This is a genomic window from Ramlibacter montanisoli (assembly GCF_013087525.1).
Classification (GTDB): Bacteria; Pseudomonadota; Gammaproteobacteria; order Burkholderiales; family Burkholderiaceae_C; genus Ramlibacter; species Ramlibacter montanisoli.
Genome location: NZ_JABFCS010000001.1, coordinates 4,052,177 through 4,068,371, shown reverse-complemented (window position 1 = coordinate 4,068,371; position 16,195 = coordinate 4,052,177). Strand labels below are relative to the sequence as shown.

The 16,195-nt window shown below is 70.4% G+C and carries 12 protein-coding genes and 5 pseudogenes; 7 read left to right on the top strand and 10 right to left on the bottom strand.

What is annotated here, in order from left to right; translation table 11 throughout:
• Positions 1 to 2 precede the first annotated feature (2 nt).
• The gene (gene glpK, locus HK415_RS20075) at positions 3 to 1,505 is read right to left on the bottom strand and encodes a glycerol kinase GlpK (protein WP_171562325.1); all 1,503 of its coding nucleotides are present in this window, start codon (positions 1,503 to 1,505) and stop codon (positions 3 to 5) included.
• A gap of 18 nt (positions 1,506 to 1,523) precedes the next feature.
• On the opposite strand from glpK, the pseudogene HK415_RS26635 reads away from it, so the two are divergent.
• From HK415_RS26635 to HK415_RS20060, 4 genes and pseudogenes are all read left to right on the top strand, one after another.
• Positions 1,524 to 1,961, top strand: a pseudogene (locus tag HK415_RS26635) (esterase-like activity of phytase family protein); the annotation flags it as partial.
• 113 nt (positions 1,962 to 2,074) lie between these two features.
• On the top strand, positions 2,075 to 2,701 hold the full coding sequence (locus tag HK415_RS25625) for an esterase-like activity of phytase family protein (protein ID WP_309246770.1): 627 nt from the start codon (positions 2,075 to 2,077) through the stop codon (positions 2,699 to 2,701).
• On the top strand, positions 2,698 to 3,519 hold the full coding sequence (proC, locus tag HK415_RS20065) for a pyrroline-5-carboxylate reductase (protein ID WP_171562323.1): 822 nt from the start codon (positions 2,698 to 2,700) through the stop codon (positions 3,517 to 3,519). The genes HK415_RS25625 and proC overlap by 4 nt, the downstream gene beginning before the upstream one ends.
• Positions 3,520 to 3,534: 15 nt before the next feature.
• Entirely contained in the window at positions 3,535 to 4,362 is an 828-nt protein-coding gene (locus HK415_RS20060; protein WP_171562321.1) for an FkbM family methyltransferase, read from the top strand.
• Between the two features lie 11 nt (positions 4,363 to 4,373).
• Here the strand turns inward: HK415_RS20060 and ubiA are convergent, their stop codons facing one another.
• The 4 genes and pseudogenes from ubiA to recG all read right to left on the bottom strand — a co-directional run bounded on the left by ubiA (position 4,374) and on the right by recG (position 9,199).
• Positions 4,374 to 5,234: a 4-hydroxybenzoate octaprenyltransferase gene (gene ubiA, locus HK415_RS20055; protein WP_171562319.1), complete on the bottom strand. Its 861-nt coding sequence runs from the start codon at positions 5,232 to 5,234 to the stop codon at positions 4,374 to 4,376.
• A pseudogene (locus HK415_RS26630) lies at positions 5,234 to 6,166 on the bottom strand (Dyp-type peroxidase). Before HK415_RS26630 ends, ubiA begins: the two are co-directional and overlap by 1 nt.
• 7 nt (positions 6,167 to 6,173) lie before the next feature.
• The gene (locus HK415_RS20045; RefSeq protein WP_171562317.1) at positions 6,174 to 7,127 is read right to left on the bottom strand and encodes a LysR substrate-binding domain-containing protein; all 954 of its coding nucleotides are present in this window, start codon (positions 7,125 to 7,127) and stop codon (positions 6,174 to 6,176) included.
• An 8-nt stretch (positions 7,128 to 7,135) separates the two neighbouring features.
• Positions 7,136 to 9,199, bottom strand: a pseudogene (gene recG / locus HK415_RS20040) (ATP-dependent DNA helicase RecG).
• A gap of 62 nt (positions 9,200 to 9,261) precedes the next feature.
• Between recG and queA the strand changes: the two are divergent.
• Positions 9,262 to 10,292, top strand: a pseudogene (gene queA / locus HK415_RS20035) (tRNA preQ1(34) S-adenosylmethionine ribosyltransferase-isomerase QueA).
• A gap of 2 nt (positions 10,293 to 10,294) precedes the next feature.
• Positions 10,295 to 11,455, top strand: a complete 1,161-nt coding sequence (gene tgt / locus HK415_RS20030; RefSeq protein WP_171562313.1) for a tRNA guanosine(34) transglycosylase Tgt — start codon at positions 10,295 to 10,297, stop codon at positions 11,453 to 11,455.
• 51 nt (positions 11,456 to 11,506) lie between these two features.
• On the opposite strand, the gene HK415_RS20025 is transcribed toward tgt, so the two are convergent.
• The 5 genes and pseudogenes from HK415_RS20025 to HK415_RS20005 all read right to left on the bottom strand — a co-directional run bounded on the left by HK415_RS20025 (position 11,507) and on the right by HK415_RS20005 (position 15,738).
• The gene (locus HK415_RS20025; protein ID WP_171562310.1) at positions 11,507 to 12,757 is read right to left on the bottom strand and encodes an FIST signal transduction protein; all 1,251 of its coding nucleotides are present in this window, start codon (positions 12,755 to 12,757) and stop codon (positions 11,507 to 11,509) included.
• A gap of 10 nt (positions 12,758 to 12,767) precedes the next feature.
• Positions 12,768 to 13,436 (bottom strand): PhaM family polyhydroxyalkanoate granule multifunctional regulatory protein, encoded by a 669-nt coding sequence (locus HK415_RS20020; RefSeq protein ID WP_309246769.1) that lies wholly within the window; start codon positions 13,434 to 13,436, stop codon positions 12,768 to 12,770.
• 67 nt (positions 13,437 to 13,503) lie between these two features.
• Positions 13,504 to 13,947: a copper chaperone PCu(A)C gene (locus tag HK415_RS20015; RefSeq protein ID WP_171562308.1), complete on the bottom strand. Its 444-nt coding sequence runs from the start codon at positions 13,945 to 13,947 to the stop codon at positions 13,504 to 13,506.
• A gap of 29 nt (positions 13,948 to 13,976) precedes the next feature.
• Positions 13,977 to 14,773, bottom strand: a pseudogene (locus HK415_RS20010) (enoyl-CoA hydratase/isomerase family protein).
• The gene (locus HK415_RS20005) at positions 14,770 to 15,738 is read right to left on the bottom strand and encodes a TraB/GumN family protein (protein WP_171562306.1); all 969 of its coding nucleotides are present in this window, start codon (positions 15,736 to 15,738) and stop codon (positions 14,770 to 14,772) included. Before HK415_RS20005 ends, HK415_RS20010 begins: the two are co-directional and overlap by 4 nt.
• A gap of 37 nt (positions 15,739 to 15,775) precedes the next feature.
• Between HK415_RS20005 and HK415_RS20000 the strand changes: the two genes are divergently transcribed.
• Entirely contained in the window at positions 15,776 to 16,189 is a 414-nt protein-coding gene (locus tag HK415_RS20000; RefSeq protein WP_171562304.1) for a VOC family protein, read from the top strand.
• The last annotated feature ends 6 nt before the right edge of the window (positions 16,190 to 16,195 follow it).

The window sequence follows — 16,195 nt, the reverse complement described above, 5'->3', positions numbered from 1 at the left end:
GTTCAAGGGCGGGCCCAGCCCTTCGCGCGCTCCACCGCCTCGCGCCAGCGCGCGAGCTTGGCCACCCGCTCACCCTCGGGCAGGCGCGGCTCGAAGCGGCGATCGGCCTGCCATTGGGAAGAGATCTGGTCGGCGCCGCTCCAGAAACCGGTCGCCAGTCCCGCGAGGTAGGCGGCGCCCAGCGCCGTGGTCTCGGTGACTTGCGGGCGCACCACCGGCACGCCCAGGAAATCCGCCTGCATCTGCATGAGCAGATTGTTGCGCGAAGCGCCGCCGTCCACCCGCAATTCCCGCAGCGGAATGCGCGCATCCTTCGCCATGGCGCCGAAGACGTCGGCGGACTGCAACGCAATGGCCTCCAGGGCCGCCCGCGCGATGTGCGCGCGCGTCGTCGTCCCGCGGGTCATGCCCACCAGCGTGCCGCGCGCGTAGCCGTCCCAGTCCGGCGTGCCCAGCCCCGCGAAGGCCGGCACCAGGTACACGTCGCCGGTGTCGTCCACCTGCGCCGCGAGCGATTCGACTTCGGCCGCCGACTGGATCACCTGCAGGCCGTCGCGCAGCCACTGCACGGTCGCCCCGGCCATGAAGACGCTGCCCTCCAGGCAATAGGCGGTGCGGTGCGCCCCCGCCGGGCCCTGCCAGCCCACGGTGGTGAGCAGGCGCTTGCGGCTGGCCACCGGCTGCGCGCCGGTGTTCATCAGCATGAAGCAGCCGGTGCCGTAGGTGTTCTTGGCCATGCCGGGCGCGAAGCAGGCCTGGCCGAAGGTGGCCGCCTGTTGGTCGCCGGCCATGCCCGCGATCGGCAGCGCGGCGCCGAACAGGGAGGACTCCGTTTCGGCGATCACGCCGCTGGAGGGCACCACGTCCGGCAACACTGCGCGCGGGACATTCAGCAGCGCCAGCAGCTCCTCGTCCCAATCCTGCGTATGCAGGTTGAACAGCATGGTGCGCGAGGCATTGCTCGGGTCGGTGGCATGCACGCGGCCGCCGGTGAGGTTCCAGACCAGCCAGCTGTCGATGGTGCCGAAGGCCAGGTCGCCCGCCTCGGCGCGGGCGCGCACGCCCGGCACCTTGTCCAGCAGCCATTCCAGCTTGGTGCCGGAAAAATAGGCATCGATCACCAGCCCGGTTTTCTGCTGGATGCGTGCGGAGCGGCCCTGGGCGCGCAGCGCATCGCAGCGCGGCGCCGTGCGGCGGTCCTGCCAGACGATGGCGTTGGCCACCGGCAGGCCGGTCGCCCGGTCCCACAGCACCGTCGTTTCCCGCTGGTTGGTGATCCCCAGCGCCACGAAGTCGCCGGCAGAGGCGCCGGAACGTTCCATGGCTTCCAGCGCGACCGAGTGCTGCGTGGCCCAGATCTCGCGGGCGTCGTGCTCCACCCAGCCCGGCTGCGGGAAGACCTGCCGGAATTCCCGCTGCGCCACCGACACGACGCGTGCCTCCTGGTCGAACACGATCGCGCGCGAACTGGTCGTCCCCTGGTCCAGGGCCAAGACGTATTTCATGGGGGCGCAGCGTAACGCATGGCACTAAACTGCCGCTCCCATGGTGTTTCCGCCCGTCGCCTCCCCTTCCCGCCGCCGCCTGCTGCGTGGCGCGGCCGCCTTGTGCGCCGCGGCCGTCACCGGCTGCGCGCCGCGCGCCATCGTCCCGGCCGGCGGCGGTCCTCGCGGCTGCGCCTGCTGGGCGAAACCATCCTGCCGCACCACATGGACTTCCGCGGCACCACGGTCGGCGGGCTGTCCGGCGTCGACCACGACCCGGCCAGCGGCCTCTGGGTGGCGCTGAGCGACGACCGCTCGGAACTGCAGCCGGCGCGCTTCTACACGCTGGACGTCGCGGTGCGGGCCGACGCCCTGCGGGTGCAGGTGCTCGACGTCGTCACGCTGCGCCAGGCCGACGGCCAGCCCTATCCGCGCCGCTCCACGCGCGGCGAGGTGGTGGATCCCGAGGCGGTTCGCTTGCTGCCGGGTGGCCGCGGCCTGCTGTGGGCCAGCGAGGGCGATTACCGCGTCAACCAGCCCCGGGACTGCGCGAGGCGCGGCTCGACGGATCGCACGTCCGTGATTTCGTCGTGCCCCAGCACCTGCACTTCGCTTCGCGCCCGGGCAGCGGCCCACGCGACAACAACACCTTCGAGGGCCTGGCCCTCGCGCCCGACGCGCGCACGGCCTGGGTCGCCATGGAGGCGGCGCTGGAACAGGACGGGCCGGTGCCTGGCGTCGGCCGCCCGGGCGGCCCCTGCCGCTTCACCGCCTTCGACGTGGCCGGCGGCCGCGCACTGCGGCAGATCGCCTACCTGCCGGACGCGGTGCCGCAGCCGCCCGCCATCCCCGGCGGCTTCACCGACAACGGCGTGGCCGAAGTCCTGATGATCGACGCCACGCGCATGCTCGTGCTGGAGCGCGCCTTCAGCCTGGGCGTGGGCAATTCGCTGCGCCTGTACGAGATCGACACGCGCGAGGGCAGCGACACGCTGGCCCTGCCTGCCCTGCGCACCGGCGAGTACCGGCCCGCGGCAAAGCGGCTGGTGGCCGACTTCGCGCAGCTCGGCCTCTCGCGCCTGGACAACACCGAGGCCATGTGCTGGGGGCCGGCCCTGCCCGGCGGCCGCCGCTGCCTGGTGGTGGCCAGCGACGACAACTTCAGCGGGCGGCAGGTCACCCAGTTCGCCGCCTTCGCCTACGAGGAAACCGCATGAACGACAGCACCTCCCGCATCGCCTTCATCGGCGGCGGCAACATGGCCAGCGCCATCATCGGCGGGCTGATCCAGCAGGGGCTCGCGCCGGCGAACGTCGCCGTGGTCGAGCCCTTCGCCGAGGCGCGCGCGCGCCTGAAGCAGCAGTTCGGCGTCGACGCCCAGGAGCACGCCGGGCCCGCGCTGGCCTCGGCCGGCCTGGTGGTGTGGGCGGTGAAGCCGCAGACCTTCAAGGAGGCCGCCGCGCAGGCCAGGGCGCACGTCCGGCAGGCGCTGCACCTGAGCGTCGCAGCCGGCATCCGCTCGGACAGCATCGCCGCCTGGCTGGGCACCGAGCGCATCGTGCGCTCCATGCCGAACACGCCCGCGCTCGTGGGCAAGGGCATGACCGCGCTGTACGCGCGCGCCGGCGTGGTCGCCGCCGACAAGGAGCGCGTGGAACAGGTGATCGCCACCACCGGCGAGCACCTGTGGGTGGAGCAGGAAAGCCACCTCGACGCGGTCACGGCGCTGTCCGGCTCCGGCCCGGCCTACGTCTTCTACTTCCTGGAAGCCATGACGCAGGCCGGCACCGAGATGGGCCTGGGCGCCGAGCAGGCGCGCCGCCTGGCCGTGGCCACCTTCGCCGGCGCCTCCGAGCTGGCGCGGGCCTCGGCCGAGCCGCTGCAGGTGCTGCGCGAACGCGTCACCTCCAAGGGCGGCACGACCTACGCCGCGCTCACCTCGCTGGAAGGTGACGGCGTGCAACAGTCGTTCGTGAAGGCGCTGCACGCGGCCTGCAAGCGGGCCGCCGAGCTGGGTGACGAGTTCGGCCGCTGAAGTTAGGATAGGCCGATGAGTTCGCCGCTGCGCCCCATCGCCTACGTCCTCGCTTCCACCAACCACGGCAGCATGATCGTGAACCGCAACGATCAGGCCGAATACGACAGCGGCGACAAGTTCGGCGTCGGCTTCCAGCTGCTGACACGCAGCGCCTTCGACCCCGAAGAGGTCAACCTCGCGCTGATGATGCTCACGCAGCGCCGCAACAACTTCGGCCCCGGCGTGGTCGCCATCGACGGCGGGGCCAACATCGGCGTGCACACCCTGGAGTGGTCCCGCCACATGCACGGCTGGGGCCGCGTGCTTTCCTTCGAGGCGCAGGAGTACGTGTACTACGCGCTGGCCGGCAACATCGCCCTGAACAACTGCTGGAACGCTTCGGCGCGCTGGATGGCGCTGGGCGAACAGGTCGGCCACATCGACATCCCGCAGCCGGACTACCTGTCCCCCGGCAGCTTCGGCAGCCTGGAGCTGCGGCCCCGTCCGCAGACGGAGTTCATCGGCCAGGAAGTGTCGTACGACCTGCAGGACTGCGTGCGCACGCCGATGACGAGCATCGATGCGCTGGAACTCGAGCGGCTGGACTTCATCAAGATCGACGTGGAAGGCATGGAAGCCGACGTGCTGCGCGGCGCGCGCGCCACGCTCCAACGTTGCCGCCCGATCGTGATGGCCGAGATGATCAAGTCCAACCTGGACGAGCTCGTCTCGCTGCTGGATGCCGCGGGCTACCACGTGATCACGGAAGGCGCCGGCCTGAACCTGGTGGCCCTGCACGAGAGCGACCCGGCGCGGCAGCAGATCCGCGTGGTCAAGACCGAGGTGCCGGCCGGGGGCTAGAGGCCTGACTCCTAGCGCAGCGCGTAGCCGGCCACCGTGCCGGCGAACAGGGTGAAGCCCAGCCAGTGGTTCAGGCGGAATGCCTTGAAGCAGCCCTCCCGCGAACGGTCGCGGATCAGCGTGTAGTGCCAGAGCGCCTGTGCCGCGGCGGCCGCTGCCGTGAGCACCACCACCGGCAAGGGGATGCGGCCCACCAGCGCCAGTGCCCACACCGAGATGGCGGCGCCGTAGCAGGACATGACGACGGCCACGTCGGCACGCCCGAGCGTGATCGCCGAGGTCTTGATGCCGATGCGCAGGTCGTCGTCACGATCGACCATCGCATATTCGGTGTCGTAGGCCAGCACCCAGAACAGGTTGCCCAGGAGCAGCACCCACGCGAGCAACGGCACGCGGCCCTGCGCGGCCGCGAAGGCCATCGGGATGCCGAAGCTGAAGGCCACGCCCAGCACCGCCTGCGGCATCGACACGAAGCGCTTGGCATAGGGGTAGGCAATGGCGATCGCCAGCGCGGCGAAGGACCAGGCGATCGCCACCGCGTTGGTGGTCAGCACCAGGCCGAATGCCAGAAGCGCCAGTGCGGCGCCGAGCGCCAGCGCCTCGCGCACCGACACGGCACCGGTGGTGACGGGCCGGCCGGCGGTGCGCTTCACGTGCTTGTCGAATTCGCGATCGGCCACGTCGTTCACGCAGCAGCCGGCGCTGCGCATCAGGATCGTTCCCAGCGTGAACACCACGACCAGGTGCCAGCCCGGGAAGCCGCCGGCCGCAACCCACAGCGCATACAACGAGGGCCAGAGCAGCAGCAGCCAGCCCGCGGGGCGGTCCCAGCGGATCAGGTCGAGGTAGAGGCGGAACTTCTCCCGCGTCATCAGCAGCCGAGCCGCCGCAGGTCCAGGCGGCCCTCCTTCATGGGCGGGCACCAGAAGTAGGCCCCGTTGACCGGCTTGGAGATGCTGAACATCGCATCGACGATGCCGTCGTCCAGGCCGGCCATGCGGCGCATCTGCTGCTCGAAGGCCCGGTGCGAGCTGGCCGAAGGCCACGAACATCAGGCCCGCCTGCATGCCCAGCATCCAGGGCATGGAACGGCGCAGCACGAAGGCCTCGGGATCGAAGCTTTCCTGCGCGGTGCGCTTCACGTGCGCCGTCTCGGGCGCGTCCTCGATCTCCTCGTTGTCCTCCAGCCGCCGGCCGAAGTGGTGGTCGCGCTCCTCGTCGCCCAGCTTCTCGAAGGCGTCCAGGTCGTGCACCCACTGCTGCACGGCGACGAAGCTGGAGCCGTCGAGGCCCTGGCCCATGCCGTGCGCGAAGGCGGCTTCCTCCGCCTTGTCGCCCGTGGGGTTCTCGGTGCCGTCCTCGAAGCCGGTGAGGTCGTGCCCGTGGCCGCTTTCGCCCACCGCATGGCTGAAGGCATCGAGCACGTGGCGCATCGCGAACGCCGGCGCCAGCGCCTTCTGCACCTTGCGCGTGACGTGCAGCAGGTCGCCGAGGTCCGAGCCGCGCAGCCAGCACCAGAGCGTGCCGGGGGTCGCCGGCACCTTGACCGGCGCACCGGAGAAGTCGGGAAACTCGTGCAGGCCCGGGACCTCGGCGCCCAGCTTCTTCACCAGCGAAGGGCCGATGCCGACCACGACGTCGCTGCCGTTGACGAGGGGGAGACGCGGTTGAACGCGTCGCGGATCGCCTGGACATCCACGCCGTCGGCGAGGTTGAACAGGACGTAGCGCGCCACCGGGGGTGGCGCATCGAAGATGCCGGGCTGGTACGGCTTGTCGGCGTTCTCTGTCTTGGCTGGTCTCATGGGGGAGTCAGGATAGGCGCTTCACGCCGGGCAGTTCGCACGCGTAGATCGCATTGCGCAGCGCGGCGATCGCCTCGTAGCGGGTGAAGCTGCGCCGCCAGGCCAGCACCACCCGCCGGCTCGGCGGGTCGCCATCGAAGGGAATGTATTTCACGAAGGCCTGGTCGTCGCTGCGCCGCTTGGGCCGCGAGGCGAAGGCCTCCTTGGGCACCGACAGGCGCGGCACCAGCGTCACGCCCATGCCGGCGGCCACCATGTGCTTGATGGTTTCCAGCGAGGAACCCTCGAAGCTCTTGCGGATGCCCTCGGCGTCGCTGGAAAAGCGCGCGAACTCGGGGCAGACCTCCAGCACGTGGTCGCGAAAGCAGTGGCCGGTGCCCAGGAGCAGCATGGTCTCCTGCTTCAGCACCTCCGCGGTGATCGTCTTGAGTTCGGCCAGCGGATGGTTGCTGGGCACCGCCGCGAGGAAGGGCTCGTCGTACAGCGGTGCGATCGCCAGGCCGGTGTCGGGAAAGGGCTCGGCCATGATGGCGCAGTCGATCTCGCCGGTGCGCAGCATCTCCAGCAGCCGCACCGTGAAGTTCTCCTGCAGCATCAGGGGCATCTGCGGCGTGCGCGCGATCGCCTGCCGCACCAGGTCCGGCAGCAGGTAGGGGCCGATGGTGTAGATCACGCCCAGGCGCAGCGGGCCCGCGAGCGGGTCCTTGCCGCGCTTGGCGATCTCCTTGATGGCGGCGGCCTGTTCCAGCACGCTCTGGGCCTGCCGCACGATCTCCTCGCCAAGGGGCGTGACGGACACCTCGTTGGCGCTGCGCTCGAACAGCTTCAGCTCCAGCTCGTCCTCCAGCTTCTTGATCGCGACGGAGAGCGTGGGCTGCGACACGAAGCAGGCTTCGGCCGCGCGCCCGAAATGCTTCTCGCGCGCCACGGCGACGATGTACTTGAGCTCGGTGAGCGTCATTTTTCTTCTTATGCCTTGAGGTACTCGGATTTTCCACCCAACCAGCGGGCCACGTGTTGCGCCGCCAGATGCGGCGCCCGGTCCAGCATTGCCGGGGCCACTTCGCGCGCCCATTCGAGCAGCTGCGTGTCGGTGCCGAGATCGGCGAAGCGCAGCAGCGGCGCGCCGGACTGGCGAGCGCCCAGGAACTCGCCCGGGCCTCGGATTTCGAGGTCGCGCCGTGCGATCTCGAAACCGTCGTTGGTTTCCGCCATCGCTTTCAGGCGGGCCCTCGCGGTTTCGCCCAGCCGGCCATTGTCGCCTGCGGCATAGAGCAGCACGCAGGCCGAGGCCGCGGCACCCCGGCCCACCCGGCCGCGCAGCTGGTGCAGCTGCGACAGTCCGAAGCGCTCGGCATGCTCGATCACCATGAGCGAGGCATTGGGCACGTCGACGCCGACTTCGATCACCGTGGTGGAGACCAGCACCGCCATCTGGCCGCCCGTGAACAGCGACATCACCGCCTTCTTCTCGGGCACCGGCATCCGCGAATGCAGCAGACCGACCATGACACCCGGCAGCGCTTCGCTCAGGGCCTCGTGGGTGGCGGTGGCGTTGGTGAGGTCCAGGGTTTCGCTTTCCTCGATCAGGGGCAGACCCAGTACACCTGCCGGCCCTGCGCGATCTGCCCGCGGATGCGCTCGACCACCTCCTCGCGGCGGCTGTCCGACACCAGCTTGGTGACGACGGGCGTGCGACCGGGCGGCAGTTCGTCGATGGTGGAGACATCGAGGTCGGCGTAGTAGCTCATGGCCAGCGTGCGCGGGATCGGCGTGGCGGACATCATCAGCATGTGCGGTTCGGCGGTGGCGTCGCGCATCTTCCCGCGCAGCGCCAGGCGCTGTTCCACCCCGAAGCGGTGCTGTTCGTCGATCACCGCCAGCGCCAGCGCCTTGAACTGCACCTGCTCCTGGATCACCGCATGCGTGCCCACCACCAGCGCCGCTTCGCCGCTGGCCACCAGCTCCAGCATCTCCTGCCGCTCCTTCTTGCGCTGGCTGCCGGTGAGCCAGGCCACGCGCAGGCCGCGCGGGGCCAGCAGCGGCTCCAGCCAGCCGATCAGCTTGCGGAAGTGCTGCTCCGCGAGGATCTCGGTCGGCGCCATCAGCGCACACTGCCACCCGGCGTCGATGGCGATGGCGGCGGCCAGTGCGGCGACGATGGTCTTGCCGGAACCGACGTCGCCCTGCAGCAGGCGGTGCATCGGGCGGTCCCGCTGCAGGCCGCGCGCGATCTCCTCGCTCACGCGCCGCTGCGCGCGTGAGCTGGAAGGGCAGCGCGGCCAGCAGCTGCTCGTGCAGGCCGCCCGCGCGGGGCACGAGAGCGGGTGCACGCAGCGCGTCGTGCGCGCGGCGGCTCTCCACCTGCGACAGCTGCTGCGCGAGCAGCTCCTCGGCCTTCAGCCGCAGCCACGCGGGATGCGTGCGGTCCTCCAGTGCCGCCAGCGAGACCTCGGGCGCCGGATGGTGCAGGAACTGCAAGGCCTGGCGCAGGCTCCACGCGGTCGCCTTGCCCGGCGCGGGCGGGGCATCGCCGGGAATGGTTTCCGCCAGGTCGGCGCGTGCCAGGGCGCCGGTCACCGCCTTGCGCAGGTACGCCTGCGGCAGGCTGGCGACCGTCGAATACACGGGGGTCAGCGCCTGAGGCAGCTCGCCGCCGGCCGCCCGGTAGGTCGGATGCACCATGTGCCAGCCGAGGAAGCCGCCCTTGACCTCGCCGCGGATCCGCAAGCGCGCACCCACTGCCAGCGCCTTCTGCTGCGAGGGGTAGAAGCTGAAGAAACGCAGCACGCAGGTGTCGCTGCCGTCGTCCACCGTCACCACCAGCTGGCGGCGGGGGCGGTACTGGACCTGGCTGTCGGTGACGGTGGCCTCGATCTGAACGGTGTCGCCCTCGCGCGCATCGCGCAGCCTGACGATGCGCGTTTCGTCCTCGTAGCGCAGGGGGATGTGCAGCGCCAGGTCGATGTCGCGCGCGAGGCCCATCTTGATGAGGGCCTTCTGCGGTTCCGACAGCGCCTGGGTCTCCGGCATGGGACAATTCTGCCCTGCTCCTTCAAACAACCTTGGAACGGGTCCGTCCGGCCCTCAAGCGCATGCGCCACTTCACCCTGGGCGATTTCGACTTCGCCCTGCCCCCGAACTGATCGCCCAGCACCCGGCGGCCGAACGCAGCGGCTCCCGCCTGCTCGATGGCACGGGTCCCGCTCCCGTGGACCGCGCGTTCCGCGAGCTGCCGAACCTGCTGCGGCCCGGCGACCTGCTGGTGTTCAACGACACCCAGGTGGTGAAGGCGCGCCTGTTCGGCGAGAAGCCCACGGGCGGCAAGCTGGAACTGCTGGTCGAACGCGTGCTGCGCGGGCACGAGGTGGTGGCGCACATGAAGGTGAGCAAGAAGCCGCCGGTGGGCACGACGCTGCGCATGGACGGCGGCTTCACGGCGACCCTGCTCGGTCGCTGGCCCGACGAGGACGGTCCCTTGTTCCACTTCGCCTTCAGCGAGGATCCGTACGCGCTGATGGAACGGCATGGGCACGTGCCGCTGCCGCCCTACATCACGCATGCCGACACCGCCGAGGACGCGCAGCGCTACCAGACGGTGTTCGCGAAGAACCCGGGCGCCGTGGCCGCGCCGACCGCGGCCCTGCACTTCGACGAGGCCGTCCTCGCCGCGCTCGACGCGCGCGGCGTGCAGCGCGCCAGCGTCACCCTGCACGTGGGCGCCGGCACCTTCCAGCCGGTGAAGACCGAGGACATCGCGCAGCACCGCATGCACAGCGAGTGGTACCAGGTTCCGCAGTCAACGCAGCAGGCGGTCGCGGACCTGCGCGCGCGCGGCGGCCGGCTGGTGGCCGTGGGCACCACCACCGTCCGCACGCTGGAATCCTGGGCGCGCAGCGGCCAGGACAGCGGCGACACCGACATCTTCATCACGCCCGGCTTCGCCTTCCGGCAGGTCGACCTGCTGCTCACCAACTTCCACCTGCCCAAGTCCACGCTGCTGATGCTGGTGAGCGCCTTCGCCGGCTACGAACACGCCATGCAGCTCTATCGGCACGCGGTGGAAAGCCGCTACCGCTTCTTCAGCTACGGCGACGCGATGCTGCTCGCCCGCCAGGCCTCCTGACCATGCTCCAGTTCGAACTCCTGAAAACCGAAGGCCTCGCGCGACGCGGCCGGATGACCCTCAACCACGGCGTGGTGCAGACGCCGATCTTCATGCCCGTGGGCACCTACGGCACGGTCAAGGGCGTGATGCCGCGCTCGCTGGAGGAGATGGGCGCGCAGATCATCCTGGGCAACACCTTCCACCTCTGGATGCGCCCCGGCCTGGACGTGCTGCAGCAGTTCGGCGGGCTGCACCGCTTCGAGCTCTGGGACAAGCCCATCCTCACCGACTCCGGCGGCTTCCAGGTCTGGAGCCTGGGCGAGATGCGCAAGATCAGCGAGGAGGGCGTGAAGTTCGCGTCGCCCGTCAACGGCGACCGGCTGTTCCTCACGCCCGAGATCTCGATGCAGATCCAGGCCACGCTGAACTCCGACATCGTGATGCAGTTCGACGAGTGCACGCCCTACGACACCAAGGGCCACATCACGACCGAGGCCGAAGCGCGCTTCTCGATGGAGCTGTCGCGCCGCTGGGCGCTGCGCTGCAGGGACGAATTCGCGCGCCTGCAGAACCCCAACGCGCTGTTCGGCATCGTCCAGGGCGGCATGTACGAGAACCTGCGCGAGGAGTCGCTCGCGGCGCTGGTGGACATGGACTTCCCCGGCTACGCGGTCGGCGGCGTGAGCGTGGGCGAGCCCAAGGAGGAAATGCTGCGCATCATGGCGCACACGCCGCACCGCCTGCCGGCGGACAAGCCGCGCTACCTGATGGGCGTGGGCACGCCGGAGGACCTGGTGGAAGGCGTGGCGCAGGGCGTGGACATGTTCGACTGCGTCATGCCCACGCGCAATGCGCGCAACGGCCACCTGTTCACCCGCTACGGCGACCTGAAGATCCGCAACGCCAAGCACCGCAGCGACGAGCGCCCGCTGGACGAGACCTGCAGCTGCTACACCTGCAAGGGCAGCATGCGGCCGGACGGCACGGTGAGCGGCGGCTTCTCGCGCGCCTACCTGCACCACCTGGATCGTTGCGGCGAGATGCTGGGACCGATGCTGGCGACCATCCACAACCTGCACTTCTACCTGAACCTGATGCGGGAGATCCGGGAGTCGCTGGAAACGGGAAGCTTCGCGGGGTTCGCGGCGGAGTTCCGCTCGGACCGCAAGCGCGGGGTCTAGACTTTCGCAGGTCGGCGGTGAGCGGCGCCGCCCGAACCCCGACACACGGCTTCAACGAAAGACGGTCAACACGCCCGTGTAGCCATACAGGTGGCTGCGCGCGATCTCCCCGCCCGCGAAGAAGCCCACCAGCGGCACGTCGCCGAGCGCGCGCCGCACGATCTGCATCTCCGCGCTCGGGCCGCCGAAGTGCGGGCCGCCGCGGCCGGCGCAGCTGACGTAGATGGCGCCGGCGATGCGGCGCGCCGGTGTCGGGGCCGCGAGCGCGTCCGAGACGGCGAGCGCGCTCGCCACCGCCAGCGGCAGTTCCTCGGGCTCCAGTTCCTCGCGGATCTCCGAGCAGATGCGCACCAGGTCGGATCGCGCCGCTTCCATGTTGCGCCGGCAGAACGCGAGCTTCATGCCCTCTTCCACCTTGTCGGCGATGGCCACGCCGCGCCGGCGCGGGTCGAGGCCGATGATGTGGCGCACCACCACGTCGGTGCCGAAGTGGCCGGCGCGGTTCATCACATCCTCGGACGCCTGGCTCAGGCCGGCGAGCGTCGCGCGCAGCGCCACCATCGCGGCCTGCGGCTGCTCCAGCGTCACCTGCAGGTCTTCCAGCAGGACGTCCAGCGCCGGCTCGCCATCGAGTTCCAGCACCAGGTTGTTGTCGGCGCCGGTGATCGTGCGGGCCGGCGCGATCGGCTGGCAGCCCTGCGTCACGCGCGACACGAGCTGCACGCCTTCCGCGAAGGCCACGCCCGACAGGCCGCCGCGGAACACGCCGCCTGCCTTGCCGTGGCCCTGCAGGTTGCCGTTGCCGGCGACGGCGAACTGCACGACGTCGCTGCGGCTGGACGCCAGCCCGCCGAACAGGTAGCCGGTGGTGGTGCGGTCGGCCAGCTCCGCGATCAGCTCCGCGACGTCGGGCGTGCTCGCGTCGGCATGCACCAGCGCCGCCGTGTGCGGCGTGAAGGTGGGAGCGAGCGGCGCGACGCCGGAGAACACGCGGTACTGGTCGGAAGGCACGGCGCACAGCATGACCGCCAGCGCCGGCTCGTCGAAGTATTCGACGTTGGAGGAGGCGATGCCCACCCCCACGGTCCCCGACCAGTCGGTCACGAGCGGCAGTTCCGCGCCCAGGTGGTCCAGGATCTCCTGGGCCACGGCGGCGTAATGGTCGGTGATGTACAGCAGGCCCAGGGTGGGGGCCGGCGCGTAGCCGGGCAGCGTCATCTGTGCGCGCAGCTGGGCCAGCACGAGGCCGGCGGCCATCTGCCACTGCGGATGCGTGGCGTGGCCGAAGGGGAAGAGCTGCATGGCCGCTCCTTTAAGTCTTGCCGGTGCTCCGCTTGCGCGGCGCGGACTTGCGCGCCGTGGATTTCTTCGCGGCCTTCACGACTTCCTTGGCGACGCCCGTTGCCATGTTCCTGGCGGTGTCCACCGCGGTCTTCTGCGCCGCGTCCTTCATGGCATTGGCGGCGATTTCCTGGAACTGCTGCGTGAGCGCGCCCCACCACTGCATGGGATCCACGGGGCCGGACTTCGCGGCGCCGTCGCCCTTCGCATCGGCCTTCGCAGCCTTGGCCTTGCCCGACGCCTTGCGGCGCATGCTGTCGGCCGCGCCCGCCACGGCGTCGGCGGCATCGCTCACCTTCTGCACGCCGGTGGCCACGGTTTCCGCCGTCTTGAGCTTCAGCGCGTTGGCGACGTCGCCCATGTTGAAGTTCATGCCCTGCAGCGTGGCCAGCGTCATCTTCTGCACTTCCAGCGCCTGGATGGTGGCGCCCAGGGCCTTGCTGTTCTGGTCCAGCCAGAAGTGCACGGCCTTCAGTTCGGTGATGCGCTTGTCCAGCTCCTCGACGTTCAGCGTGGGAGCGATCCAGTTGGACAGGTTCGGCATCTGCGGGATGGTCTGCGCCGCGCCCTTGGCGAGGTTCTGCAGGAAATCGAAGCCTGGAACCAGCTTGGCGAAGCCGTAGTTCGTGTTTTCGCTCATGGGCCGCGCTCCTCGGTTGTGCTGTTCGCAGCTTACCGCAAGCAGACGGCGCGCAGCGACACGCCCGTCAGCGCCTGGCGGGCGCGGCGGCGGCCACCGGCACCGAGACCGCAACCTTCTTCGGGGTGCCCTTGGCATCGACGAAGTTCAGGGTCATGCGGATCTGGCTGCCGGCCTTGAACACGGTCTGCAGGTCCATCAGCATGAAGTGGAAGCCGCCGGGCTTGAGCTCCAGCGGCTTGCCGGGCGCGAGCGGCAGCGTGTCGGCCGCCCGCATCTTCATCACGTCGCCTTCCATCCGCATCTCGTGGATCTCGACGATGCCGGCGGCGGGCGTCTCCGCCCCCACCAGCGTGAGCGGCTCCCGCGCGACCAGCGTCATGTAGGCACCGGTCGATCCCTGCTGCGGGATCGCCGAACGCGCCCAGGCGCCTTCCACCGCCACCGGGGCGGCAGGCTGCGCGCAGGCGGTGGAACAGGCGACCAGCAGGGAAAGGAGGACGGGTTTCATCACGGCCGCATTATCCCGGCTGGCGCCGCTCAGAACTTCGGCGCGCGCCTTTCCCGCAGGGAAGCGATGCCTTCCCGCACGTCGGGGCCGCCGAAGCCCATGAACTCCAGCGCCAGCGAGGTGTCGAAGGCCGGCCCCGCCTGCCGCAGCCAGTTGTTCAGCGAGTACTTGGTCCAGCGGATGGCGCTCTGGCTGCCCTGCGCCAGCCGGTCCGCGATCTCGTAGGCCTTGGGCAGCAGCGCGCGCCGTCCACCGCCAGCGACACCAGCCCGATGCGCTCCGCTTCCTCGCCGCTCACCGGCTCGCACAGCAGCAGGTAGTACTTGGCCTTGGCCATGCCGCACAGCAGCGGCCAGATGATGGCCGCGTGGTCGCCGGCCGCCACGCCCAGCCGCGTATGCCCGTCGACGATGCGGGCGTCGCGTGCCGCCACCGAGATGTCGGCCAGCAGGCCCGCGACCAGGCCCGCGCCCACCGCCGGCCCGTGCAGCGCGCTGACGATCGGCTTGTCGCAGTTGATCACGTTGTAGACCAGGTCGCGCGCTTCCTTCCACACGCGGCTGCGGGTGTCGAAGTCGTTCGCCATGTCCTGCACCAGCGCGAGGTCGCCGCCGCCGGAGAAGCCCATGCCTTCGCCGCGCAGCACGGCGCAGCGCACGCTGTCGTCGGCGCCCACGTCGCGCCAGATCTCGGTCAGCTCGCGGTGGCCGGCATGGCCCGCGGTCGGCAGCTTGCCGTTGGCGGCCCGCATCTGGATGTCGAGCACCGTGTCGCCGGGGCCGCGGCGGGTGATGTGGAGCGTCTGGTAGCGGGCGTAGTCGATCATGGTCGGGGCGAGGAAGGAAAGGGAATGCGCCGCACTTCGAAGCCTTCGGCGCGCAGCAGGAGCTGCAAGGCCTTGGGTCCCGTCATGTGCAGCGCGCCGACGGCGGCGAAGAAGCGCTGGCCGTCGGCATGCAGCGCGACCAGCCGGCGGGCCATCTGCTCGTTGCGCGCGTCGTTCACCTGCTGCAGGAAGCGCTGCTCCGCCGGGCTGTCCATGCAGCGGCACCATTGCGGATAGCTGGCCAGCGTGGCCTCGTCGCCTTGCGCCCAGGCCTGCAACAGGCGCACCACCAGCGGCCCGCCTTCACCGGCCTCCAGGTCCCCGACGCCCTGTTCCACCATCGCGCGCTCGTCGGCCTCGGTCGCGGGCGTGAGCGCGGCGAGCTGCGCCGCGGCGGTTTCCAGCGCGACGATCTTCTTGCCGTGGCGCTGCGCCAGTCCCCACAGCACGGCATCGACCGCGAATTCGGGATGGAAGCCCTGGCGCCGCGCGTCGGCGAGGCTGAGCATGGCCAGCTGCAGCATGGCGGGCATGCGCGCAAGCTGCTCGCCGGGCACGCAGGCGGTCCTGGCGAGCCGTTCCATGCGCGGGCGCAGGTGGCCCGCCACGCGCTCCAGCCGCGGCGGGTCGGCGGCGGCCTGGAACACGCGCGCCAGTTCCGGGTCGCCCGGATCCAGTTCGAGCGCGACCACCTCGCTGCCGGCGAGCGCAGCCTGGATGCGCGGACCCGGGATCATCCATTCCATGCGGCTGGCGTGCACGGTTCCGTACAGCCACGAGCTGCGGCCGTCCCTTTCCAGGCGCCACAGGAAGCCGCGGTCGCGCACATCCGCCTGCAGTTGCGCGGCGTTCAGCGAACCCGCTTGCGGGGCCGCGGGAGGACAGCTGTCTCGCGCCAAGGCGAGCGCACCGTGCAGGGCGCAGAGCGCCACGATGCAGCGCGCGAGGAAGGCATGGATCCGCATGCCCCGGGATTGTGCGCCACGCGCTATGCTCGCCCGCATGCCCGCGCTGTTCCACCTTGCCTTCCACGTGACCGACCTGGACGCCGCGCGCCGTTTCTATGGCGGCGTGCTGGGGTGCCGCGAAGGCCGCAGCACCGACACCTGGGTGGACTTCGACTTCGAAGGCCACCAGCTCTCGCTGCACCTGGGCGAGCCCTTCAGGACCACCCGCACCGGCCGCGTCGGCGACCAGCTGGTGCCCATGCCGCACTTCGGCCTCGTGCTCGAGCTGCCGGCCTGGCAGGCCATGGCGCAGCGGCTGGAGGCGGCCGGCACGGAATTCGTGCTCCAGCCGCAGGTGCGCTATCGCGGTGAGCCGGGCGAACAATGGACCATGTTCTTCTTCGATCCCTTCGGCAATCCGATCGAGGTCAAGGGCTTCCGCTCGCTGGATGGGCTGTACGCCACCTGAAACGCC

What these genes read in the sequence shown, in the direction of transcription:
- glpK (WP_171562325.1), bottom strand. Translation starts at nt 1,505, where the DNA reads ATGAAATACGTCTTGGCCCTGGACCAGGGGACGACCAGTTCGCGCGCG.
- HK415_RS20000 (WP_171562304.1), top strand. Translation starts at nt 15,776, where the DNA reads ATGCCCGCGCTGTTCCACCTTGCCTTCCACGTGACCGACCTGGACGCC.
- HK415_RS20045 (WP_171562317.1), bottom strand. Translation starts at nt 7,127, where the DNA reads ATGACGCTCACCGAGCTCAAGTACATCGTCGCCGTGGCGCGCGAGAAG.
- ubiA (WP_171562319.1), bottom strand. Translation starts at nt 5,234, where the DNA reads ATGACGCGGGAGAAGTTCCGCCTCTACCTCGACCTGATCCGCTGGGAC.
- proC (WP_171562323.1), top strand. Translation starts at nt 2,698, where the DNA reads ATGAACGACAGCACCTCCCGCATCGCCTTCATCGGCGGCGGCAACATG.
- HK415_RS20025 (WP_171562310.1), bottom strand. Translation starts at nt 12,757, where the DNA reads ATGCAGCTCTTCCCCTTCGGCCACGCCACGCATCCGCAGTGGCAGATG.
- tgt (WP_171562313.1), top strand. Translation starts at nt 10,295, where the DNA reads ATGCTCCAGTTCGAACTCCTGAAAACCGAAGGCCTCGCGCGACGCGGC.
- HK415_RS20060 (WP_171562321.1), top strand. Translation starts at nt 3,535, where the DNA reads ATGAGTTCGCCGCTGCGCCCCATCGCCTACGTCCTCGCTTCCACCAAC.
- HK415_RS20015 (WP_171562308.1), bottom strand. Translation starts at nt 13,947, where the DNA reads ATGAAACCCGTCCTCCTTTCCCTGCTGGTCGCCTGTTCCACCGCCTGC.
- HK415_RS20005 (WP_171562306.1), bottom strand. Translation starts at nt 15,738, where the DNA reads ATGCGGATCCATGCCTTCCTCGCGCGCTGCATCGTGGCGCTCTGCGCC.
- HK415_RS20020 (WP_309246769.1), bottom strand. Translation starts at nt 13,436, where the DNA reads ATGAGCGAAAACACGAACTACGGCTTCGCCAAGCTGGTTCCAGGCTTC.